Origin of the sequence: Vibrio sp. Vb1166 (assembly GCF_033338695.1) — a bacterium.
GTDB lineage: Bacteria > Pseudomonadota > Gammaproteobacteria > Enterobacterales > Vibrionaceae > Vibrio > Vibrio alginolyticus.
Genome location: NZ_JAWOTE010000037.1, coordinates 1 through 22,586, shown reverse-complemented (window position 1 = coordinate 22,586; position 22,586 = coordinate 1). Strand labels below are relative to the sequence as shown.

General features: G+C 45.5%; 16 protein-coding genes. 10 read left to right on the top strand and 6 right to left on the bottom strand.

Going from position 1 to position 22,586, the window contains the following annotated elements; all coding sequences use genetic code 11:
- Positions 1-73: 73 nt before the first annotated feature.
- The gene (rpoC, locus tag R7E51_RS22150; protein WP_005382514.1) at positions 74-4,276 is read left to right on the top strand and encodes a DNA-directed RNA polymerase subunit beta'; all 4,203 of its coding nucleotides are present in this window, start codon (positions 74-76) and stop codon (positions 4,274-4,276) included.
- A gap of 172 nt (positions 4,277-4,448) precedes the next feature.
- On the opposite strand, the gene R7E51_RS22145 is transcribed toward rpoC, so the two are convergent.
- Complete coding sequence (locus R7E51_RS22145; protein ID WP_005382515.1) at positions 4,449-4,940, bottom strand: Rsd/AlgQ family anti-sigma factor; 492 nt, start codon at positions 4,938-4,940, stop codon at positions 4,449-4,451.
- Between the two features lie 177 nt (positions 4,941-5,117).
- Between R7E51_RS22145 and nudC the strand changes: the two genes are divergently transcribed.
- Complete coding sequence (gene nudC, locus R7E51_RS22140) at positions 5,118-5,915, top strand: NAD(+) diphosphatase (RefSeq protein ID WP_053350803.1); 798 nt, start codon at positions 5,118-5,120, stop codon at positions 5,913-5,915.
- A 247-nt stretch (positions 5,916-6,162) separates the two neighbouring features.
- Positions 6,163-7,230 (top strand): uroporphyrinogen decarboxylase, encoded by a 1,068-nt coding sequence (gene hemE / locus R7E51_RS22135; RefSeq protein WP_005384692.1) that lies wholly within the window; start codon positions 6,163-6,165, stop codon positions 7,228-7,230.
- Positions 7,231-7,470: 240 nt separating this feature from the next.
- Here hemE and R7E51_RS22130 read toward each other — a convergent pair whose 3' ends face one another.
- A complete protein-coding gene (locus tag R7E51_RS22130) occupies positions 7,471-8,043 on the bottom strand; it encodes a uracil-DNA glycosylase family protein (protein ID WP_005382518.1) in 573 nt (190 codons plus the stop codon).
- Positions 8,044-8,045: 2 nt separating this feature from the next.
- Positions 8,046-8,969: a D-2-hydroxyacid dehydrogenase gene (locus tag R7E51_RS22125; protein ID WP_005382519.1), complete on the bottom strand. Its 924-nt coding sequence runs from the start codon at positions 8,967-8,969 to the stop codon at positions 8,046-8,048.
- Between the two features lie 66 nt (positions 8,970-9,035).
- Between R7E51_RS22125 and R7E51_RS22120 the strand changes: the two genes are divergently transcribed.
- Complete coding sequence (locus R7E51_RS22120) at positions 9,036-9,623, top strand: YjaG family protein (protein ID WP_206958552.1); 588 nt, start codon at positions 9,036-9,038, stop codon at positions 9,621-9,623.
- A 79-nt stretch (positions 9,624-9,702) separates the two neighbouring features.
- On the opposite strand, the gene R7E51_RS22115 is transcribed toward R7E51_RS22120, so the two are convergent.
- Entirely contained in the window at positions 9,703-10,836 is a 1,134-nt protein-coding gene (locus tag R7E51_RS22115; protein ID WP_005382522.1) for a hemolysin family protein, read from the bottom strand.
- Between the two features lie 253 nt (positions 10,837-11,089).
- Between R7E51_RS22115 and hupA the strand changes: the two genes are divergently transcribed.
- Positions 11,090-11,362: a nucleoid-associated protein HU-alpha gene (hupA, locus tag R7E51_RS22110; RefSeq protein ID WP_005382524.1), complete on the top strand. Its 273-nt coding sequence runs from the start codon at positions 11,090-11,092 to the stop codon at positions 11,360-11,362.
- 39 nt (positions 11,363-11,401) lie between these two features.
- Positions 11,402-12,100, top strand: coding sequence for a DUF1481 domain-containing protein (locus tag R7E51_RS22105; protein ID WP_053307544.1), 699 nt, complete (start codon positions 11,402-11,404; stop codon positions 12,098-12,100).
- 84 nt (positions 12,101-12,184) lie between these two features.
- Here the strand turns inward: R7E51_RS22105 and purD are convergent, their stop codons facing one another.
- Together purD and purH are read right to left on the bottom strand one after the other, a co-directional pair.
- Positions 12,185-13,474 (bottom strand): phosphoribosylamine--glycine ligase, encoded by a 1,290-nt coding sequence (purD, locus tag R7E51_RS22100; protein WP_206958551.1) that lies wholly within the window; start codon positions 13,472-13,474, stop codon positions 12,185-12,187.
- Between the two features lie 194 nt (positions 13,475-13,668).
- Positions 13,669-15,261 (bottom strand): bifunctional phosphoribosylaminoimidazolecarboxamide formyltransferase/IMP cyclohydrolase, encoded by a 1,593-nt coding sequence (gene purH / locus R7E51_RS22095; RefSeq protein ID WP_017821794.1) that lies wholly within the window; start codon positions 15,259-15,261, stop codon positions 13,669-13,671.
- Between the two features lie 265 nt (positions 15,262-15,526).
- Between purH and zntR the strand changes: the two genes are divergently transcribed.
- The 4 genes from zntR to R7E51_RS22075 all read left to right on the top strand — a co-directional run bounded on the left by zntR (position 15,527) and on the right by R7E51_RS22075 (position 21,903).
- The gene (zntR, locus tag R7E51_RS22090; protein WP_005382529.1) at positions 15,527-15,925 is read left to right on the top strand and encodes a Zn(2+)-responsive transcriptional regulator; all 399 of its coding nucleotides are present in this window, start codon (positions 15,527-15,529) and stop codon (positions 15,923-15,925) included.
- A 163-nt stretch (positions 15,926-16,088) separates the two neighbouring features.
- Positions 16,089-17,651, top strand: coding sequence for a lysine decarboxylation/transport transcriptional activator CadC (cadC, locus tag R7E51_RS22085; protein ID WP_206958550.1), 1,563 nt, complete (start codon positions 16,089-16,091; stop codon positions 17,649-17,651).
- Positions 17,652-18,306: 655 nt separating this feature from the next.
- The gene (cadB, locus tag R7E51_RS22080; protein ID WP_017821792.1) at positions 18,307-19,650 is read left to right on the top strand and encodes a cadaverine/lysine antiporter; all 1,344 of its coding nucleotides are present in this window, start codon (positions 18,307-18,309) and stop codon (positions 19,648-19,650) included.
- A gap of 117 nt (positions 19,651-19,767) precedes the next feature.
- Complete coding sequence (locus R7E51_RS22075) at positions 19,768-21,903, top strand: lysine decarboxylase CadA (RefSeq protein WP_005481757.1); 2,136 nt, start codon at positions 19,768-19,770, stop codon at positions 21,901-21,903.
- Positions 21,904-22,586: the final 683 nt, after the last annotated feature.

Below are 22,586 nucleotides of genomic sequence, written 5' to 3'. Positions count from 1 at the left end.
TCAAAGCGATTATTTGGAAGAAGGTGCTCACTTTAGCAAGTGAGCTCCTTTTAACTCCTTACAGGAGCTGATTGTGAAAGACTTATTAAACTTTCTAAAAGCACAGCATAAGACCGAAGAATTTGATGCAATCAAAATCGGTCTATCTTCACCAGACATGATCCGTTCATGGTCTTTCGGTGAAGTTAAAAAACCTGAAACGATCAACTATCGTACGTTCAAACCTGAACGCGATGGTCTGTTCTGTGCGCGTATCTTTGGTCCAGTTAAAGACTACGAATGTCTTTGTGGTAAGTACAAGCGCCTGAAGCACCGTGGTGTTATCTGTGAGAAGTGTGGTGTAGAAGTTACACAAACTAAAGTTCGTCGTGACCGTATGGGCCACATTGAACTGGCTTCACCAGTAGCTCACATCTGGTTCCTAAAATCGCTACCGTCTCGTATCGGTCTACTAATGGATATCCCTCTACGTGATATCGAACGCGTTCTGTACTTCGAAATGTACGTAGTAACAGAGCCTGGTATGACTGATCTAGAAAAAGGTCAGATGCTTACTGAAGAAGAGTATCTAGATCGTCTAGAAGAGTGGGGCGACGAGTTCACTGCTAAGATGGGTGCGGAAGCTATCAAGGACCTACTAGGTTCTATGGATATGCACGCTGAAGCAGAACAAATGCGTGAAGAGTTAGAGACAACAAACTCTGAAACTAAGCGTAAGAAAGTAACTAAGCGTCTTAAGCTGGTAGAAGCGTTCATCGCATCGGGTAACAACCCTGAGTGGATGATCCTAACTGTACTTCCAGTACTTCCGCCAGATCTACGTCCTCTAGTACCTCTAGATGGCGGTCGCTTTGCGACTTCTGATCTTAACGATCTATACCGTCGTGTGATCAACCGTAACAACCGTTTGAAGCGTCTTCTAGAGCTAGCTGCTCCGGACATCATCGTACGTAACGAAAAACGTATGCTGCAAGAGTCTGTTGATGCGCTACTAGATAACGGTCGTCGTGGTCGTGCGATCACAGGTTCTAACAAGCGTCCTCTGAAATCTCTTGCTGATATGATCAAGGGTAAACAAGGTCGTTTCCGTCAGAACCTTCTAGGTAAACGTGTAGACTACTCTGGCCGTTCTGTAATCACAGTAGGTCCATACCTTCGTCTACACCAGTGTGGTCTTCCTAAGAAGATGGCACTTGAGCTATTCAAACCATTTATCTACAGCAAGCTAGAGACTCGTGGTCTTGCGACTACAATCAAAGCTGCTAAGAAAATGGTAGAGCGTGAAGAAGCGGTCGTTTGGGATATCCTAGACGAAGTAATCCGTGAACACCCAGTACTATTGAACCGTGCACCGACACTTCACCGTCTAGGTATCCAGGCGTTCGAACCAGTACTGATCGAAGGTAAAGCGATTCAGCTACACCCACTTGTTTGTGCAGCGTACAACGCGGACTTCGATGGTGACCAAATGGCGGTTCACGTACCTCTAACTCTAGAGGCACAGCTTGAAGCTCGTACTCTGATGATGTCGACAAACAACATTCTGTCGCCAGCGTCAGGTGATCCGATCATCGTACCTTCTCAAGACGTTGTATTGGGTCTGTACTACATGACTCGTGAAAAGATCAACGTGAAAGGTGAAGGCATGTACCTTTCTGGCCCAGAAGAGGCTGAGAAAGCATACCGCACTAAACAAGCTGAGCTTCACGCACGCGTTAAAGTACGTATTACAGAAACTGTTGTAGACGAAGATGGCAACAGCACTACAGAAACCAAGATGGTAGACACCACTGTTGGTCGTGCAATGCTATGGCAAATCGTGCCAGCTGGTCTACCGTACAGCATCGTTAACCAAAAGCTAGGTAAGAAGCAAATCTCTAACCTACTTAACGAGGCGTACCGTAAACTAGGTCTGAAAGACACAGTAATCTTCGCTGACCAAATCATGTACACAGGTTTCGCATACGCGGCACTTTCTGGTGTATCTGTTGGTATCGACGATATGGTTGTACCTGCAGCTAAGTACACTGAAATCGCAGAAGCGGAAGAAGAAGTACGTGAAATCCAGGAACAGTACCAATCAGGTCTTGTTACTGCGGGCGAACGCTACAACAAAGTTATCGATATCTGGGCATCGACCAACGACCGTGTTGCGAAAGCAATGATGGAAAACCTTTCATCTGAAACGGTAGTTAACCGTGACGGTGAAGAGGAACAGCAAGAGTCATTCAACAGCATCTATATGATGGCGGACTCGGGCGCTCGTGGTTCTGCAGCACAGATTCGTCAGCTTGCGGGTATGCGTGGTCTGATGGCGCGTCCAGATGGTTCAATCATCGAAACGCCGATCACAGCGAACTTTAAAGAAGGTCTAAACGTACTTCAGTACTTTATCTCAACGCACGGTGCTCGTAAGGGTCTTGCGGATACGGCACTGAAAACAGCGAACTCGGGTTACCTAACTCGTCGTCTAGTAGACGTTGCTCAAGACGTTGTTGTAACTGAACATGACTGTGGCACTCACGAAGGTGTCGACATGATGCCTCACATCGAGGGTGGTGATGTTAAAGTTGCACTTTCTGAGCTTGCTCTTGGTCGTGTTGTTGCTGAAGACGTACTAAAACCTGGCACTGAAGACGTTCTTATTCCACGTAACACCCTGATCGATGAGAAGTGGTGTCAAATCATGGAAGAGAACTCAGTAGACAGCATGAAAGTGCGCTCTGTAGTAACGTGTGATTCTGACTTCGGTTGTTGTGCACAATGTTACGGTCGTGACCTAGCACGTGGTCACCTAGTGAACCAAGGTGAAGCAGTGGGTGTTATTGCTGCTCAGTCTATCGGTGAGCCAGGTACACAGCTAACGATGCGTACGTTCCACATCGGTGGTGCGGCATCGACAGCAGCGGCAGAGAACAGTGTTCAAGTTAAGAACAACGGTTCTATCAAGCTACACAACGCTAAATCTGTATTGGCTGATGACGGTAAGATCGTTATCACTTCTCGTGCGACAGAGTTAACTATCGTTGATGAGTTTGGTCGTACTAAAGAGAAACACAAACTGCCTTACGGTACGCTACTAAGCAAAGGTGATGGTGATACAGTTCAAGCTGGCGAAACAGTTGCAAACTGGGAAGCGCACACACTACCTATCATTACTGAGGTAGCAGGTCGCATCCAGTTCGTAGATATGATCGACGGCGTAACAGTATCTCGTCAAACGGATGACCTAACTGGTCTATCTTCAAGCGAAGTAACTGACCCAGCAGCTCGCCCTTCAGCAGGTAAAGATATGCGTCCAGCTATCAAACTTGTTGACGAGCAAGGTAACGATGTAATGATCCCTGGTACTGATATGCCAGCTCACTACTTCCTACCTGGTAAAGCGATTGTGAACATCGAAGATGGCGCAGCAGTAGGTGTTGGTGCAACACTAGCACGTATTCCTCAGAAGTCTGGCGGTAACAAAGATATCACCGGTGGTCTTCCACGAGTTGCTGACCTATTTGAAGCACGTAAGCCGAAAGAGCCTGCAATCCTTGCTGAGCACACAGGTACTGTGAGCTTTGGTAAAGAGACGAAAGGTAAACGTCGCCTAGTGATCACACGTGAAAGCGGTGAAGCTTACGAAGAGATGATTCCTAAGCATCGTCAGTTGAACGTATTCGAAGGTGAAAAAGTTGAACGTGGTGACGTGATCGCAGATGGTCCAGAGTCTCCACATGACATCCTACGTCTACGTGGCGTACACGCGGTAACGCAGTACATTGCTAACGAAGTACAGGAAGTTTACCGTCTACAAGGCGTTAAGATTAACGATAAGCACATTGAAACTATCGTTCGTCAGATGCTGCGTAAGTGTACTATTACTCACTCTGGTGACTCTGAGTTCCTACCTGGTGAACAGATTGAGTACTCACAAGTTAAGATTGCTAACCGTAACCTAGAAGCTGAAGGCAAAGAGCCTGCACGTTTCGAACGTGAACTACTAGGTATTACTAAAGCATCTCTAGCGACTGAGTCGTTCATCTCTGCGGCATCGTTCCAGGAGACAACTCGCGTACTAACAGAAGCTGCGGTTTCTGGTAAGCGTGATGACCTACGTGGTCTGAAAGAGAACGTAATTGTTGGTCGTCTGATCCCAGCTGGTACTGGTTTCGCATACCACCAAGAGCGTCAAGCTAAACGTTCTGAAGCGCAAGATGGTCCTTCTGCTGAGCAAGCAACGGATAACCTAGCGGCACTTCTAAACGCTGGTTTCTCTTCTGAAGAGTAAGTCATATAACGAGTAATCGTTAAAAGCTTAAGAAAAAGGCACCTTCGGGTGCCTTTTTAGTTTTTATACTACTTTGTTCTTCCGGTGGGATTTTCGATAAAGCTAGAAACAAAAAAGACCGACGATGATCGTCAGTCTTTTCTCTCACTCTATTTCTGAATGTTTGCAAATACTAAGCTCCAGGTGGCATAGACAGGCTTTCTGCGATTTGCTGTATCAGATAGTCCTCGACTTCAAAGCGAGTCTCAAGAATTTCCCCAATGAGACACATATCAGAATCGAAATCATTTAATTCATCATCTTCAGTCACTTCTGAGTACTTATCGTTAAAGTTCAATAATGGTTCAGTCGTTAGAACAATTTGACCATAGGTTTGATTGATCTCATTAGTCACGACAAAGCCGGTTGCTTTCCAACGGTCCATAACCATGTCATAAATTTTAAAGTGGCCTTCGGAGATGTAATCAACGAGGTGCTGACAGAAATCCTGCAGTTCGGAAGGAGATGGGAGTTCAATAACATTGGTTTTAGAACAAGGTTGCAGCGCTGCAAGCTTACAATATTCAACAATCAGGGATTGTCGTGTCTCTAACCAGTGATCAATGACATCACTTGAGCCACCCCACTGGTCTTGTGTTTGTTTGAATTTTCTTAGCATGACCATGCCCTCATGATCTGATCGCCCATCGGCGAACGTATCCTTTGCAAAGCAAAGTTAGTAAAGTTATTACAAACTCTTGTCCTTACTAGAATTTAGAGTGCACATTTACTTAACGATAAACTCTAGTATGAAATTAGATTGCCAGTAAAATGAACGAACTTCAAGCAAAGGGATGGTGTAATGTTAAGAAAAGGTGATGTTAACCGCGCGATAAATGCATACTGGTGTGTTGTTGCAGGAAGTGAAATTTGGCTGGTGGATGGTGCTGTGCCTTTCGGGTCTGCAGAGCAGTTATCACTGCCAGTAACGAGTGCAAGACCCATTGGTGAGTATTCTGGTTCGCCCGTCTTGTGGCTTAACTTGGCCGATTTAGAGCATGATCTACCCTTAGTATCCCTGCGTGACTGCCTGCATTTTCCTGAGCCATTATTTATGTTGTTAAGTAAAGCTGTGCAATATGGGCACATGACGCAAAGTTTGCGCTTTTGTCCACAGTGCGGAGGAAGGAACTTTCTTAATAATAACCAGTTAGCCATGCAGTGTGGTGAATGTCGCACCCTTCATTATCCTAGAATATTTCCGTGTATTATCGTTGCTGTACGTAAAGAAAATCAGATCTTATTAGCCCAACATCCAAGGCATCGAAATGGTATGTATACGGTTATTGCGGGTTTTCTTGAAGTCGGTGAGACCTTAGAAGAGTGCGTGGCTCGAGAAATTCATGAAGAAACGGGAATTCTCGTTAAAAATATTCGTTACTTTGGCAGCCAGCCTTGGGCTTTCCCATCCAGTATGATGATGGGGTTTTTAGCTGACTATGAATCGGGAGAGTTAAGTCCAGACTACACTGAGCTGTCTGATGCACAATGGTTTGGTATCGACGAGATGCCGCCTGTTGCGCCTAAAGGAACGATTGCAAGAGCACTTATCGAGCAGACGCTGAAAGATATAGACACTAATTATCTGATAAATAGATAAAAAAAACCCTCCGAGAGGGAGGGGGTAAGTAAGATGTCGTTATGAGATGCTGAGTACTAAGTACTCAGTTTATAATTGTAGTTTTCGCTAGCGAACAAATTTTTAACACTGATACCGATTGGGTGCAAATTAAGCATTGATTTAAAAGTTAATAACTTGATCCAGGTTGCAAAGCACACAGCTATTGGACTTAAATCAGTGATAGAATACCCCCTTTCACAGAAAGCCTAACAGTTGGAATTACGGAATGACTGAATTAAAAAATGATCGTTATCTGCGTGCGCTTTTAAAAGAGCCGGTAGATTACACGCCAGTATGGATGATGCGCCAGGCAGGTCGTTACCTACCAGAATACAAAGCGACTCGTGCAGAAGCGGGTGATTTCATGTCTTTGTGTCGAAATGCAGAATTAGCATCCGAAGTGACACTTCAACCATTACGCCGTTTTCCTCTTGATGCCGCGATCTTATTCTCGGACATCTTAACGATTCCAGATGCAATGGGGCTTGGTTTGCGTTTTGCTGCGGGTGAAGGGCCTGTTTTTGATAACCCAATTACATGCAAAGCCGACGTGGAAAAAATTGGTTTGCCAGATCCTGAAGGTGAACTGCAATACGTAATGAACGCAGTACGCCAGATCCGTAAAGACCTGAAGGGTGAAGTGCCGCTGATTGGTTTTTCTGGTAGTCCTTGGACTCTTGCGACGTATATGATCGAAGGTGGTAGCTCTAAAGCGTTTACCAAGATAAAGAAGATGATGTACGCGGAACCACAAACTCTGCACCTACTTCTAGATAAGCTGGCAGACAGCGTTATCGAGTACTTAAACGCGCAAATTAAAGCGGGTGCGCAATCGGTAATGGTATTTGACACATGGGGTGGCGTACTAACGCCTCGTGATTACAATCTGTTCTCACTGCAATACATGCACAAGATTGTAGATGGTCTGATTCGTGAAAACGACGGTCGTCGCGTGCCAGTCACACTGTTTACTAAGAATGGCGGCATGTGGCTTGAGCAAATCGCTGCAACGGGCTGTGATGCGGTTGGTCTAGACTGGACAATCAACATTGCAGACGCGAAAGCACGTATCGGTGATAAAGTGGCTCTGCAAGGTAACATGGACCCATCAATGCTTTACGCTTCACCAGAGCGTATCCGTGAAGAAGTCGCGGGTATTCTAGAAGGTTTTGGTGATGCAGGTACTGGTCATGTGTTCAACCTAGGTCACGGTATCCATTTGGATGTGCCGCCAGAAAACGCGGGCGTATTTGTGGAAGCGGTACACGAGCTATCTAAGCCGTACCACAAGTAACTTCGACTTTTTGAAATCAAATGCCGGCATTCAGTGCCGGTATTTTTTTACCTAAAATTCAGTTTTTCTATCTGAGACTCAAGGCTGTACAGCTCTAGTAGTATTTGGCCTACTATGATCTAATTACTACTCTAGCTGTACACTAGACATTAAAGTTTAATATAAACAAATACTTATGATTTCTGGTTTTATGTTCTAATTTTCTTGTACAGATAAACAAGCAATTAGATCATGGGTAACCTAAAGCATCGAGTGAACGCGTTTTTTAAGGTATGGCACGACGTCAGATTCAAACCAAGGATTCTTCTTTAACCACAATGTATTGCGTGGGGATGGGTGAGGGAGCGGGATAAAGTCCGGTTCCCAATCTTGCCATTGCTGAACGGTTTGCGTGAGCGTCTTTGGTTTGTTGGTGAGATAGTACTGCTGCGAGTACTGACCAATTAGTAGAGTGAGCTCTATATTGGGCAGCTGCTCAAGAATCTTTTTATGCCAAGTGGGCGCACATTCTTTACGAGGCGGTAAATCACCAGAGTTCCCTTTGCCTGGATAACAGAATCCCATTGGGACAATGGCAATTTTATTTGGGTCGTAGAAAACGTCTTTGTCGATATCGAGCCATTGGCGTAATCGATCACCACTTGGGTCATTCCAAGGTATCGAGGTTTTGTGTACACGTGTGCCAGGGGCCTGGCCGATGATTAGGATGCGTGCCCCTTTTGCTGCTTGCACGACAGGGTTTGCACCCAAAGGTAAGTTATCCGCGCAGATCTGGCAGGCCCTCACTTGCTGCAATAGCTCGTCTAACGACATTCTTAGTAACCCTTTTCGAAATCCACTTGATAATTTAATGAAAACCCATCGCGCCAGCGTAGATAGTTGTCAGCAAAAATCTCGATGACTTGCTCGGGAAAACTCAGCGCAGCAATGTGTGGAGTGATGGTGACTTGCGGTAGTTTCCAAAATGGATGCTCTACCGACAACGGTTCTTGCTCAAACACATCTAAGAAGGCGTGTTCTACCCAACGGTTTTTCAGAGCGAAGAGCAACCCTGCCTCATCCAGTACGTCGCCACGACCTACGTTAAACAATAACGCCTGGTTTAGTTGGCTGAGCGTTTGACGATTAAGTAACTGTCGCGTCTCAGGTGTACTTGGTAGAGTATTCACAACGATGTCGGCTTGCTCAAATGCCTTACTTAGTTCATTGATATGAAAGGTCTGATGAAACTCGCCGCCTGGAGTAGGGATACCTGTGCGGTTAATACCGATAGTTTTTATCCCCATTGCTTTAGCGGCGTTGCCCAGATAGCCCCCAATGCTACCGGTACCAAGAATTACCATGGTTTTACTTTTTAATGACGTGTACAGGTGAGGCTGCCATTGTTTGTTTTGTTGCTGCTGGTGGTATCGGGCAAAGTGGCGGTAATGGGCAATACTGTAACCCAAAACATATTCAGCAATCAGTGGACCAAAGATGCCTCGAACGTTAGTTAGAGTATAGTCCTGACGAAGGCTAGGGGATGTTAAGGCGTTGACACCAGCAAACGTGGATTGCACCCATTCAAGCTGTGAAAACTCGTCTAAGCTTTGTGATAGTAAGGGTGGATCCGCTAGTACGATCTGAGCGGCTTCTGGTTGGTCGGTGAGACAAAGATCGGGCAGATTTTTCTCTGCCAGTAACGTTTTGTAGGTGTCGCGATGCTCTGAGAGCAGGAAAATCTGATTTGAATGCGGCATTAACTTTTTTCCCTGTGATGAATCAAGTACACTTTCGCTGTTTTTTTCTTCAATGATTGAGTGACTATGCTTAAGAATCCTCTTCAGGTTCGTTTAGAAAAACTAGAACCTTGGCAACAAATTACCTTTGTGGCGTGTCTGTGTGAACGCATGTATCCAAACTATGCGATGTTTTGTGAGAATACAGAATTTGCTGACCCGCGTGCTTACCGAGCGATTCTTGATAGTGTATGGGAAATTTTGACAGTTAAGAACGCGAAAATTAACTTCGAACGTCAATTGGAGAAGTTAGAAGAGTTGTTCCCAAGTGCGGATGAGTTCGATTTTTACGGCGTTTACCCAGCGATGGACGCGTGTCAGGGTTTGTCTACGTTACTGCATGGTCTATTGGATCGCGACTACCTTTTTGATTCAATGCTTAAAGTGAGTCAACAGTCGGTACAAACCGTTGCTGATCTAGAGCAAGCACAAGGCGCAGAGCCAATCACTAACGACAACCAGAAAGAAAACGAAGCCGTATGTGAAGAGTGGGACGTCCAGTGGGCTATCTTCCGTCCGCTGCGTGAAGCGATAGAACGTGACATCAGCTTGATTAAAGATTTGCGTGAAGAGATACGTGAAGAAGGTGTGAGCAACATCGGTATTGCACTTTAATCGTTGAATAAATAGAAAAAGGCATCCTAACTGGATGCCTTTTTTGTTTGTGCGTTTAAGCTGTTATACCTAATGCTGATTACGATTCTTTCGAGTCGGGTTTCGGTGGCTCTTGAGCTTCTGGCTCTTTATCCTGCTTCTCCGGCTCATTATCTTCTTCATCGTCATCGCGGCTTTCGATTACGCCGTGCATTTCTTTCCAGCTTTCCCAGCGTTGGTAAGCCAGCTCCTGCATGTCAGTGCTTTTATCTGCTTCGTCGATGATCTCCTCGCCTACGAGGTGTTCAAAAATATCTTCCAACGTTACCAAACCTAGCACGGTACCGTATTCATCAACAACAAGTGCCAGCTGTAAGCGATGAGTCATCATCTGGTCGAATACTTTAGGTAAAGTAGTATTGTTTAGCACCACTTGAATTGGGCGCATGATTGCTCCCAACTGTTTTTGTCCACAACCTGATTGTTGTAGTTTGAACAACTCAAGGCGATGCACAAAACCAATGATGTTATCTTTCTGTTCGCTGTAAACCAATGGGCGTGAGAAAGGCGTATCTTTGTGTTTTTCTAGGAACTCATTGATGGTCATTGTGGCATCGACACGGAATACTACTGGTCGTGGCGTCATAACCTGCGTTACGGGTACATCTTGGATGCCAAGCAAGTTGCTTAAGATTTTTGATTCACCCTCGGCAAATTCACCGCTTTCACGTGCCAGAATCGCCATTGCAGACAGCTCATCACGCATCTTTGGAGCTTCGTGGTTACGAGCAAGACGCTTGGTGATTTGCTCTGAGAACCAAACAAAGGGTGTAAGCGCCCATACCATCCAACGCAATGCGACCGCGGCAGTGGGTGCCAACTGACGCCAGTAGGTCGCGCCAATCGTCTTCGGTACGATTTCTGAAAGCACTAAGATCGCCAATGTCAGCACTGCCGAAAAGATACCTAATGCTTCGCTACCAAATACAACTGCAGCTTGTGCACCAGCAGTGGCCGCGCCGATAGTGTGAGCGATGGTGTTTAAAGTCAGAATAGATGCCAGTGGTCGGTCGATATCTGATTTCAGCTTAGCCAATTGCCCAGCTGCGGGATGCCCCTGTTGATTGAGCTGCGCAATGTAGCTCGGACTGATACTCAGCAGTACCGCCTCCAGCACCGAACAGATAAACGAAATGCCGATTGCAATAGAGATATAAATGGATAACAGCAGCATAGTTGCCCTTGAATGTAGTTTGATAGTGGTTATTTGCAGCTATTATAACCGCAAAAGTGACTTATAAATTGGTCCAAATACCTTGGAAAGCAAGGGTTTTCAGGGGGTATGTGGTAACAAATTGTGAGTTATTACTCATATTATGGCTAAAAGTACGTCAGAAAATCGAAAGATCGCTTACAAACCTTTGCCAGATGGGGCATTTATGTTTTAGAGTGAGACGAATTCGATAACCTATGAGAAGGGAAACCTAATGAACAAGACCCAATTAATCGACTTTATCGCAGAGAAAGCAGACCTATCAAAAGCACAAGCAAAAGCTGCTCTTGAAGCGACTCTTGATGGCGTAACTGGCGCACTTAAAGAGGGTGACCAAGTTCAACTAATTGGTTTTGGTACATTCAAAGTAAACCACCGCGCTGCACGTACTGGTCGTAACCCTAAGACTGGTGACGAGATTCAAATCGCAGCAGCTAACGTACCAGCATTCGTAGCAGGTAAAGCGCTGAAAGAATCAGTAAACTAAGTTAGAATGCACCGAGGTATCCTGCCTCGGTGCAATTTCATGAAAAAACATCTACTCACTTCACTTCTCCTATCTAGCCTTACCCTTTTTGGCTGTTCATCGGTTGAAACTCCTAATTTAGAACAATTCACGCATTTTTCTGGTGGTAAAGTTGCGGGAGATGCTAGCAGCTTGTACTGGATGACAGAGAAACTCACTCGTGTGAGTACGGCGGCTGATTATGTGACTATGGGGGACAATGGTTGGTTCAAGAGTGATTATCGCTGGGATGAAGGTGAGTTGCGAGAGTTGATTCGAAAAGGCGAGCAAGTTGATACCAAACAAGAGTTGGTGCCTTTTCAAATCCACATCCGTTTCAATAAAGATGGCGAAGCGGTTTACCAACAATATCGTGTTAACCGTAAAGTCTTACCACTCCAGCATGACCAATTAGAGCGCTACAAAGCAGAAGCGAATGACGTAGTGGCATCGGTTAAGGCGCAGTCTCGTAACAATCAGAGCCTTATTCAAGGTTATTGGAATGGTCAATCGTTTGAAACCTGCAAAGGTAAGGTGTTCTCGACACTCGAGTTTAATCAGACGCTGCCAAAATTTATTATCGAGCGTCTCTCATCGGTAGACAGTTATGTGGCTTTTGTCGGCAAGCAGTCACGAAACAAAGCAATGGTCGATGAACTGTTGATGCTCAATGACGATGACTTTGATTGTGTTTCTCGGCCAAAGTTGATCTCTGAATAAACATTGCTTCGAATTCTGTCGAACAAGAACAATAAAAAAAGGCGCTGAGTGCGCCTTTTGTTTTTTAGCCAACTTATGTTGTTTTTATTTGTCTTGCTCACGTGCAATTGCACGGTAGCCGATATCGTTGCGATGGAACATGCCATCCCAACGGATCTGTTTTGCAAGCTCGTAAGCACGCTGCTGCGCTTTTGATACGCTGTTGCCAAGTGCCGTTGCACAAAGAACGCGACCACCGTTTGTCACGATGTCGCCATCTTTGTTATCTGTACCTGCATGGAAGACTTTTTCGCCTTCAATTTCAACTTGTGGCAGACCCGAAATTACGTCGCCTTTGTTGTATGCAGCTGGGTAACCACCGGCTGCTAACACGATACCAATCGATGCTCGTGGATCCCACTTCGATTCCGCTTGATCCAGTTTCTCGTCGATTGCCGCTAGGCACAGATCAACAAGATCCGATTCCATGCGCATCATGATAGGTTGTGTCTCAGGATCACCGAAGCGGCAGTTGTACTCGATTACTTTCGGAGTGCCGTCTTTGTCGATCATCAGACCCGCGTATAGGAAACCAGTGTAAGGGTTACCTTCAGAGGCCATGCCACGTACTGTTGGGTAAATCACTTTTTCCATGATGCGGTTGTGGATTTCCTGTGTTACCACTGGAGCTGGAGAGTATGCTCCCATGCCACCAGTGTTAGGACCTGTATCTTTGTCACCTACGCGTTTGTGATCTTGGCTGGTGGCCATTGGCAGAACGTTCTCGCCATCGACCATCACGATGAAGCTTGCTTCTTCACCATCTAGGAACTCTTCGATAACTACACGGCTACCAGCATCACCAAATGCGTTACCAGCTAGCATGTCTTTGATTGCGTCTTCGGCTTCTTCTAGCGTCATTGCCACAATCACGCCTTTACCAGCCGCAAGGCCGTCGGCTTTCACCACAATCGGCGCACCTTGCTCACGCACGTAAGCCAGTGCAGGCTCGATTTCAGTGAAGTTCGCGTAGGCACCCGTTGGGATTTGGTGACGAGCAAGGAAGTCTTTAGTAAACGCTTTAGAGCCTTCAAGTTGCGCTGCGGCTTGGGTAGGACCAAAGATTGGTAAGCCCGCTTCGCGGAACGCATCAACCACACCAATAACCAATGGTGCTTCTGGGCCAACGATAGTCAGTTCAATCGCCTTCTCTTTGGCGAAAGCAACAAGGCCAGTGATGTCTTCTACATCGATGTTTACGTTCTCTAGTTTTGGCTCTAGTGCTGTACCTGCGTTGCCTGGAGCAATGAAAATAGTCTCAACATTTGGGTTTTGCGCTGCTTTCCAGCCTAGCGCATGTTCACGACCGCCTGAACCAATGATTAAAACTCGCATATGAAAATCCTTAATCTTATAAATACCGTTTGCTCAAACTCAGATATTTCGCAAAGACCTGAGTATGGCCTCTCTAATTCAGTGGGACGAGGACAAGGCGACAAGTGAACTTATTCCTATGAGCATAGTATGCTATGTGATTAGGATAAGTGAACACCGTCAACGCAGTTATCGTCCCAGTGAAGACGAGAGGATTAGTGGCGGAAGTGACGCATACCGGTAAAGATCATCGCCATGCCGTGTTCGTCTGCTGCTGCAATAACTTCGTCATCACGCATAGAACCACCTGGTTGGATAACACACTTGATGCCCGCTTCTGCAGCCGCGTCGATGCCGTCACGGAATGGGAAGAATGCATCTGATGCCATTACACAACCTTCAACCTGTAGACCTTCGTCTGCAGCTTTGATGCCTGCGATTTTCGCAGAGTAAACGCGGCTCATTTGGCCAGCACCTACACCGATAGTCATGTCGCTTTTCGAGTAAACGATCGCGTTAGATTTCACGTATTTCGCTACTTTCCAGCAGAACAGTGCATCTTTTAGCTCTTCTTCTGTTGGCTGGCGCTTAGAAACCACTTTTAGGTCGTCTAGGCTTACCATGCCTTGGTCGCGGTCTTGAACCAGTAGACCGCCATTCACGCGTTTCACGTCAAAGCCAGTTGTCTTCGTTGTCCATTCGCCACACTCAAGTAGACGTACGTTCTTCTTCGCGGCAACCACTTCAATCGCTTCAGCAGAAACAGAAGGTGCGATGATCACTTCAACGAATTGACGCTCAACAATAGCGGTTGCTGTTTCAGCATCCAGTTCTTGGTTGAATGCAATGATGCCGCCGAATGCAGATGTTGGGTCAGTTTGGTAAGCACGGTTGTACGCTTCTAGGATGTCTTTACCTAGAGCAACACCGCATGGGTTTGCGTGTTTTACGATTACACATGCTGGCTCGTTGAACTCTTTCACACACTCAAGTGCGGCGTCCGTGTCTGCGATGTTGTTGTAAGAAAGGGCTTTACCTTGGATTTGGCGAGCAGTAGAAACGGATGCTTCTTGTGGGTTTGCTTCAACGTAGAATGCGGCTGCTTGGTGGCTGTTCTCACCGTAGCGCATGTCTTGCTTCTTCTCGAACTGTTGGTTGAACGTACGAGGGAATTTGCTCTCTTCATCACCTTCTTTGTTCTCACCGTAAGATGGAACCATAGTGCCGAAGTAGTTTGCGATCATGCCATCGTAAGCGGCAGTGTGTTCAAAAGCAGCGATGGCAAGGTCGAAGCGAGTTTCGAGAGTGAGAGATTTGTCGTTTTCGTCCATCTCTGCAATTACGCGGCCGTAATCACCTGCGTTAACAACGATAGTCACGTCTTTGTGGTTTTTCGCTGCAGAACGAACCATTGTTGGGCCGCCGATATCGATGTTTTCAACCGCGTCGGCTAGTGTACAGCCTTCTTTGGCAACGGTTTCTGCGAATGGGTATAGGTTTACGACAACCATATCGATAGGGTTGATGCCGTGCTTTTCCATCACGACATCATCTTGGCCACGACGACCAAGCACACCACCGTGAACTTTTGGGTGAAGCGTTTTAACGCGGCCGTCCATCATTTCTGGGAAACCAGTGTAGTCAGAGACTTCGGTTACGGCGATGCCTTGTTCGGCAAGTAGGCGAGCTGTACCACCAGTAGATAGGATATCGACACCGCGCTCAGCAAGAGCTTGCGCAAACTCAACAATACCTGTTTTGTCTGATACGCTGATAAGCGCACGGCGAATAGGACGAGCGTTATTCATGCTTCCATTTTCCTCAAATTCACGGAGTTAAAGATGTTTGCCAAAAATGAACTTGTTTTTACCTCTTGGGGTAAAATATTGGCCAGTTTTGGTAAAGACCTTTGCAGGGTGTTTTCTGGTTAGAAAACAGTCTCCACATTTGATGGCGCGTATTCTAACCAATTTATTACAAAAAAGCTCGCGCAATCGTTTGGCATCTCAAAAATAATTGCAAAAAAGTCGTTCTTTAGCTTTAAAAGTAACGAGATAGTTAATAGGGAAAGTTATGTTTCAGATAGGTGAACTGGCAAAACGTTGTGGTGTGACTGCCGATACATTGCGTTTCTACGAGAAAAACGCGCTAATAAAACCCGCAGGGCGAAGTGAGTCAGGCTACCGCTTGTATGATGAAGAGAATCAAAAGCAGGTGCACTTTATCCTCAAAGGTAAAGATCTTGGCTTGAGTCTGGATGAAATTAAAGACTTGTTAGAAATTAAGTTAGAAGCGACAGAACACAGCTGTGCAGAGGTAAAAGCCATTACTTCTGCTAAGTTAGAGCTGATTGATGGAAAAATTAACGAGCTGACGAAAATTCGCCGAGCGTTAAAGAAGATTAATGATGCTTGTTGTGGTCATACAGACGATGACGCCACACATTGCTCTATCCTTGCAGCACTTGAGTAGTCTCATTCTTGAATCACTTAACTTAAGTTTGCATTTTTGGCGACTTGCTTTTCTAGGTACACGCTGCTTTCCCACCTATAATCTTGCCTTTAGTTACTTGTAGGAATCAACCATGGTCTGATTCCTACCGTAACGCTGTCTGTAGATACGAGAGTTTTCATACATGGTTGGAGTCTATTTTCAAATCAATGACTGGGTTTTGAGCGTTGATGAAAATAAGCTGTATCGACAAGATAGGGAAGTTACTGTTGAGCCACGCTTAATTAATCTTTTGCACTTCTTAGCGGAGCATGCGAATGAGGTGTTCAACCGCGAGGAATTGATTCAGTACGTTTGGGCTGGAGCGATTGTGACCGATCAAGTGGTGACTCAATCCATCTTTGAGTTGCGTAAGCTACTACGTGACGGTCGAGAGGAAAATACCAACTACGTTATCACGGTGCCCAAGCGTGGCTATAAGCTGGTAGCTAACGTGGTTGCTATGACGCATGAAGAGTTTGTCACAAGTCGGCAAAATGAAGAGATCCCACCTTCGGTTGAAGAATCGGAAGAGGATTGTCTACCTATAGCACCAGCCGTTACCTTTCCTGCCGGTCCTCTAACTCGCGCGGTCTGCGAGATGTCAAAAGAGAAAAAAGCCCCTCAGAGCAAAAACAAAATCAGTCCTTGGCGATTGGGAATTATGAACTTCATCTGGATCAGTATGTTGGTCGTAGTGATGGGCGTGTTTACCTACAAGCAATCGGAAGTGCGTATTACCCAAGCCATCGATACCCATCTGATTGAGTTCAAGTTTCAAGATAATTTTACGAGTGAAGGATTAAGCTACGATTTGGCAGACGGATTCGCCCAAAAGTTGATGTCCGACATTGCTCAAGTGAGCGATTACCGAGTCATGCTAAAGAAGGCGTCGTTTACCTCGGGTATTGTGCCGGGCAAATCGGTTGTGGTGCGGGTTCGTGAAAATGATGGTGGTAGCTTTTTAGAGGTGGAATATCGCAATAACTCATCTGAAAAGGTGTTGTTTAGTCGTCAATACGCGTTAACCAGTAGTCATTTAAAGACAGTGCTTCAACAAGCGTCGTTGGATTTGATGCAAGTGCTGAAAGTATCGGATGCCAAATTGAAATCTACGATGCTGGTGGCGGGAATGCCAATGAATCCCGACGCGTTGGAGTTGTTTGTTCAGGCTAACCATTACCTTAATGTCTCTGATACTAAACAATTCCGCCAAGGTATCGACTTGATGGAAAACATTTTAGAAATCGAGCCGGATAATGCTTACGTTCAAGCTGAGTTGTTGATTGCTTACCATGTACAAAAGGCACTTGATTTCTCACAGGAGTTGAAGAAAGGGCGAATGCAGCAGCTCAGTGAAGCACTAGAGACTAATGTGAAAATGATGGTGGGGCCAATTCAACCGCGAATTTATGAAGCTTTAGCACTGCACGAAACCATCATTGGTGACAAGGCGTTAGCCAAGCGGCATCTCGGACAGGCATTGAGGTTACGTGATTCAGTGCTTTCCTATGTGATTCGCGGTAAGCACGCCGAATTGGACGGTGATCTGGATTTAGCCAGTGAGTCTTACAGTGAAGCTTTCTATATTGATACGTCGGTTGAGACGTACCTGCTGTGCGAAAACTTGGTCTTCCCAAGTAACATGAAGGCGATTGATTACGCCATGTATCGCGCCGTTCACCCTTCTGTCGTTCGAATGCTTTAATTCTCTCGGACTCAACGTCAGTCTAATGCTAGCCCCTCATTTCGGTGAGGGGCTTTTTTGTCGCTGTCGAAAAGTGCAAAGGGTGAGGCGGTGGGGCAATGACTTACGAAGGAGCTAACAGCGCAAGCTTGCAACGGGAATACATACCCGCTTTGCTTCTCTATCTCTATCTCTATCTCTATTGATTGTATGAAGTGTCTGGCTGAGTTATGTGGCGAGAATGATTTTGATGCTTTCTTGCAGGCGAGATGAATATTGATGTGGGTCAAAAAGCGCGATCAGGGAGAGATTTATGGAATCAACACTTCAGGGAATTAACCCTTCGGGATGGGGAAGTTGATAGAGGTTGATAACTTTTATCGCGATGACCAACGAGTTGATGAGAGTTTATCTATCGGTAGAAGGTTTGATGTTTTTCTTATAACCGTATGAATAATATAGTTTTATATTTTTGTGTTTATCATGTTTATCTCAACTTGATGTTGATGAACTAATCATTTTATTGATAACACCAAGTTTATTTTTTTCCCGATTTTTGGGCGTAGTCTTCACTTCGAAATTTAGCGAGGTCGAGAAGGTTCCTCCTCATAGCATCTCGCTAATAACCATTCAGTTTGAGTCATGTTGACTCGAGTAGAATAGATTTGGAGATGTTATGTCATCGAATGCGAAAAAAATCGGCCTTATTGCCTGTACGGGTGTCGTAGCCGGTAACATGATGGGTAGTGGTATTGCACTATTACCTTCTAGTCTTGCCTCTGTAGGCTCTGTTTCAATCTTCAGTTGGCTGATCTGTTTGGTCGGTGCACTGAGTCTGGCGTTCGTTTACGCTCGTCTGGCAACCAAAAACCCACAAGAAGGTGGTCCTATCGCTTATGCTGGCGAAGTGTCTCCGGTATTTGGTTTCCAAACGGGCGTTCTTTATTACCACGCGAACTGGATTGGTAACCTGGCTATTGCCATTACAGGTGTTTCTTACCTTTCAGTATTCTTCCCTGTGCTTAATAACCCAATTCCAGCAGGTATTGCGACGATTGCATCGGTATGGATCTTCACTTTCGTCAACCTACTTGGTGGTAGCTGGGTAAGCCGTCTATGTACGCTTGGTTTAGTTCTTATCCTTATCCCAGTTGTTGGTACAGCTGCATTTGGTTGGACGCACTTCGATACTGCGCTTTACAGCCAAAACTGGAACGTATCAGCAGGCACTGACAGCCACGCGGTAGTAACAGCGGTTCTTATCTGCCTATGGTCATTCGTAGGTGTGGAATCAGCAGCGGTATCGACGGGTATGGTAGAAAACCCTAAACGTACTGTACCACTAGCAACTATGTTAGGTACTGGTATCGCAGGTGTGATTTACATCCTATCAACTCAAATGATCAGCGGCATGTTCCCAGCGTCAGAAGTTGCGGCATCAGGTGCGCCATTTGCATTGGCAACCACTGAGCTATTCGGTAGCTGGACTGCACCATTCGTATCAGCATTCACAGCACTAGCATGTTTCACTTCGCTAGGTTCTTGGATGATGCTGGTGGGCGAGGCTGGTAAACGTGCAGCAAGCGATGGCAACTTCCCTAAAATCTACGGCGAAACTGACAAAAACGGTGTGCCTAAGAAAGGTCTAATCCTTGCGTCAATCAAGATGACTGCACTGATGGTTGTACTGATGTTCTTCAGCTCTAAAACAGCACACGCATCAGACCTGTTCAACCAGCTAACGACTGACGCAGTTCTACTAACAATGCTGCCTTACTTCTACTCAAGCATTAACTTGATTCGCTTCGAAGGTATGACAACACGCAACGGCTTCGTAATGCTGTTCTCTGGTGTGGCTTGTCTGTTCTGCTTCATCGCACTAGCAGGTGCAGAGGGCGGTACGCTAACAGCAACCTTCATCGTGTCTCTAGTTATCTTGATGTTCTACAGCAAAAAAGCAGGTCTTGCTCAGTACGTGAAAATGCACGCTGACGACATGCCTGCCCAAGCAAGCAACTAATCCCCAAAACGCTGGCACTAAGGTGCCAGCCTATAAAACCCAAATTCACGCGGCGCTCACCTTACTCATTGCCTGTAAATGGCAAAGAGCGCCCTCATTCGCCTTGGAGATGTCCAAATGAATATATTCGCTATCTTGAACCACATGGGTGTGTTCTTTAAAGAAGAGCCAGTTCGTCAACTTCACGCTGCTCTTGAGAAAGCGGGCTACGAAGTGGTTTACCCAGTAGATGATAAAGACTTGATCAAAATGATTGAGATGAACCCACGCATTTGCGGTGTGCTGTTCGACTGGGATAAATACTCACTAGAGCTATGTGAACGTATTAGCCAAATCAACGAAAAACTGCCTGTTCACGCATTTGCTAACGAACAGTCTACTCTCGATATTTCACTAACAGACCTACGTCTAAACGTGAGCTTCTTCGAGTATGCTTTAGGTATGGCTGACGACATCGCTATCAAAATCAACCAAGCGACAGAGGCATACAAAGATGCCATCATGCCTCCATTCACTAAAGCGCTATTCAAATACGTAGAAGAAGGTAAATACACCTTCTGTACTCCAGGTCACATGGGTGGTACTGCATTCCAGAAAAGCCCTGCTGGTAGCATCTTCTACGATTTTTATGGTCCAAATACATTTAAAGCGGACGTATCAATCTCAATGCCTGAGTTAGGTTCTCTACTAGATCACTCAGGTCCACATAAAGATGCAGAAGAATACATCGCACGTACATTCAATGCGGACAGCTCTTACATCGTAACGAACGGTACGTCTACATCGAACAAAATTGTTGGCATGTACTCAGCGCCTGCGGGCAGCACAGTGCTGATTGACCGTAACTGTCACAAATCTCTGACTCACCTAATGATGATGAGCGACGTGACACCAATCTACTTCCGCCCAACTCGTAACGCATACGGCATCCTTGGTGGTATTCCACAAAGCGAATTCAGCCGCGATGTAATCGCAGAGAAAGTGGCGAAAACACCAGGTGCAACAGCGCCAAGTTACGCAGTAGTGACTAACTCAACTTACGATGGTCTGTTGTACAACACACAATTCATCAAAGAGTCGCTAGACTGTAAACACATCCACTTCGACAGTGCTTGGGTGCCTTACACTAACTTCAACCCAATTTACGAAGGTAAATGTGGTATGAGTGGTGAAGCGATGCCAGGCAAAGTGTTCTACGAGACACAATCAACACACAAACTGTTGGCAGCGTTCTCACAAGCTTCAATGATTCACGTGAAAGGTGACTTTGATAAAGAGTCTTTCAACGAAGCATTCATGATGCACACTTCAACTTCACCTCAGTACGGCATTGTTGCTTCTACTGAAACTGCAGCGGCAATGATGCGCGGCAACACTGGTAAGAAGTTAATGCAAGACTCTATCGATCGCGCAATCCGCTTCCGTAAAGAGATCAAACGCCTAGAAGCAGAAAGTGACAGCTGGTTCTTCGATGTATGGCAACCAGAAAACATCGATACCACAGAATGTTGGAAACTAGACCCTAGCGATACATGGCACGGCTTCAAGAACATGGATGACAACCACATGTATCTTGACCCAATCAAAGTAACGCTACTGACTCCGGGGATGAATAAAGAAGGCGAACTAGAAGAATCAGGTATTCCTGCTTCGCTGGTGGCTAAATTCCTAGACGAGCGCGGCATCGTGGTTGAGAAAACAGGCCCATACAACTTGTTGTTCCTATTCTCAATCGGTATCGACAAATCAAAAGCAATGCAATTACTACGCGGTCTGACTGAATTTAAACGTGGCTACGACTTGAACCTAACCATCAAGAGCTTCCTTCCTTCGCTATATAACGAAGATCCAAGCTTCTATGAAGGCATGCGCGTTCAAGAATTGGCACAAGCAATTCATGACCTAACTAAGAAATACAACCTACCAGAACTAATGTACAAAGCGTTCGATGTACTTCCAGAAATGAAAGTAACACCACACGCAGCATGGCAAGAAGAGCTTCGCGGTAACGTAGAAGAAATCAAACTGGAAGAAATGGTTGGCCGCGTAAGTGCGAACATGATCCTTCCTTACCCTCCAGGTGTGCCACTAGTACTTCCTGGTGAAATGGTGACTCAAGAGTCTCGCCCAGTGCTGGACTTCCTAGAGATGCTTTGTGAGATCGGTGCGCATTACCCAGGTTTCGAAACCGACATCCACGGCCTGTACCAACAAAAAGATGGTAGCTACACCGTAAAAGTATTGAAGAACTAAGTTCCTCTCGAAGATGACGCCATTGGGAATGCAAGCATGCTCCACTCTTACGAGCTCAATGTGTCATCGAACAACCACGACATTTAGATATACCCCTAGCTAATCTGTCGTAAAAGAGAAGGGCAAGGATGCTCTGATCTTTTCTTCTATATAGAAGAAGTAATTTCCAAGACTTCACCTGAAGTACCCCAAGTAAAAAGCAAAGACCAAAGAGCAGTTCGTTATCGTTCTGCTCTTTTTTTCGTCTTTATATAGATAGAAAAAGAAAAAAGAATCAAGAGAGATAAGATCAGCAATCAAAATCACAAAGAAATCGGCGATCTTTTAATGCAGAAGTCAGGTGTTTCATCATGAAAAGATCCTCTGAAACCCGAAATATTAGACAAGATCGTTGAGTATTTATGCAGAATGCTCGTTATTTGTGCGGTTGAAAGTTTTTTTGCAAAAAACGCTTGTGCTAATTTCTCAACCCCCTATACTGCGCATCCACCGACACGGAGTGAGACGAAAGTCACACAGCGAGTCGGGAAGAGAGAAAAAAGAATTTGAAAAAAATGCTTGACTCTCTCACGGTGTGAAGTAAGATACGCACCCCTAACAACGAGTAACTAAGTTGCTGAAAATGTTAGAAAAGCTCTTTAAAAATAAGAACCTATCAATCTGTGTGGGCACTCGTTGATGAT

Bases quoted from the DNA above. Each gene is read 5' to 3' on its own strand.
- purD (WP_206958551.1), bottom strand. From the start codon at position 13,474: ATGCGAGTTTTAATCATTGGTTCAGGCGGTCGTGAACATGCGCTAGGC.
- R7E51_RS22145 (WP_005382515.1), bottom strand. From the start codon at position 4,940: ATGGTCATGCTAAGAAAATTCAAACAAACACAAGACCAGTGGGGTGGC.
- cadB (WP_017821792.1), top strand. From the start codon at position 18,307: ATGTCATCGAATGCGAAAAAAATCGGCCTTATTGCCTGTACGGGTGTC.
- zntR (WP_005382529.1), top strand. From the start codon at position 15,527: ATGTTTCAGATAGGTGAACTGGCAAAACGTTGTGGTGTGACTGCCGAT.
- cadC (WP_206958550.1), top strand. From the start codon at position 16,089: ATGGTTGGAGTCTATTTTCAAATCAATGACTGGGTTTTGAGCGTTGAT.
- nudC (WP_053350803.1), top strand. From the start codon at position 5,118: ATGTTAAGAAAAGGTGATGTTAACCGCGCGATAAATGCATACTGGTGT.
- purH (WP_017821794.1), bottom strand. From the start codon at position 15,261: ATGAATAACGCTCGTCCTATTCGCCGTGCGCTTATCAGCGTATCAGAC.
- R7E51_RS22130 (WP_005382518.1), bottom strand. From the start codon at position 8,043: ATGTCGTTAGACGAGCTATTGCAGCAAGTGAGGGCCTGCCAGATCTGC.
- R7E51_RS22115 (WP_005382522.1), bottom strand. From the start codon at position 10,836: ATGCTGCTGTTATCCATTTATATCTCTATTGCAATCGGCATTTCGTTT.
- R7E51_RS22120 (WP_206958552.1), top strand. From the start codon at position 9,036: ATGCTTAAGAATCCTCTTCAGGTTCGTTTAGAAAAACTAGAACCTTGG.
- R7E51_RS22075 (WP_005481757.1), top strand. From the start codon at position 19,768: ATGAATATATTCGCTATCTTGAACCACATGGGTGTGTTCTTTAAAGAA.
- R7E51_RS22105 (WP_053307544.1), top strand. From the start codon at position 11,402: ATGAAAAAACATCTACTCACTTCACTTCTCCTATCTAGCCTTACCCTT.
- R7E51_RS22125 (WP_005382519.1), bottom strand. From the start codon at position 8,969: ATGCCGCATTCAAATCAGATTTTCCTGCTCTCAGAGCATCGCGACACC.
- hupA (WP_005382524.1), top strand. From the start codon at position 11,090: ATGAACAAGACCCAATTAATCGACTTTATCGCAGAGAAAGCAGACCTA.
- hemE (WP_005384692.1), top strand. From the start codon at position 6,163: ATGACTGAATTAAAAAATGATCGTTATCTGCGTGCGCTTTTAAAAGAG.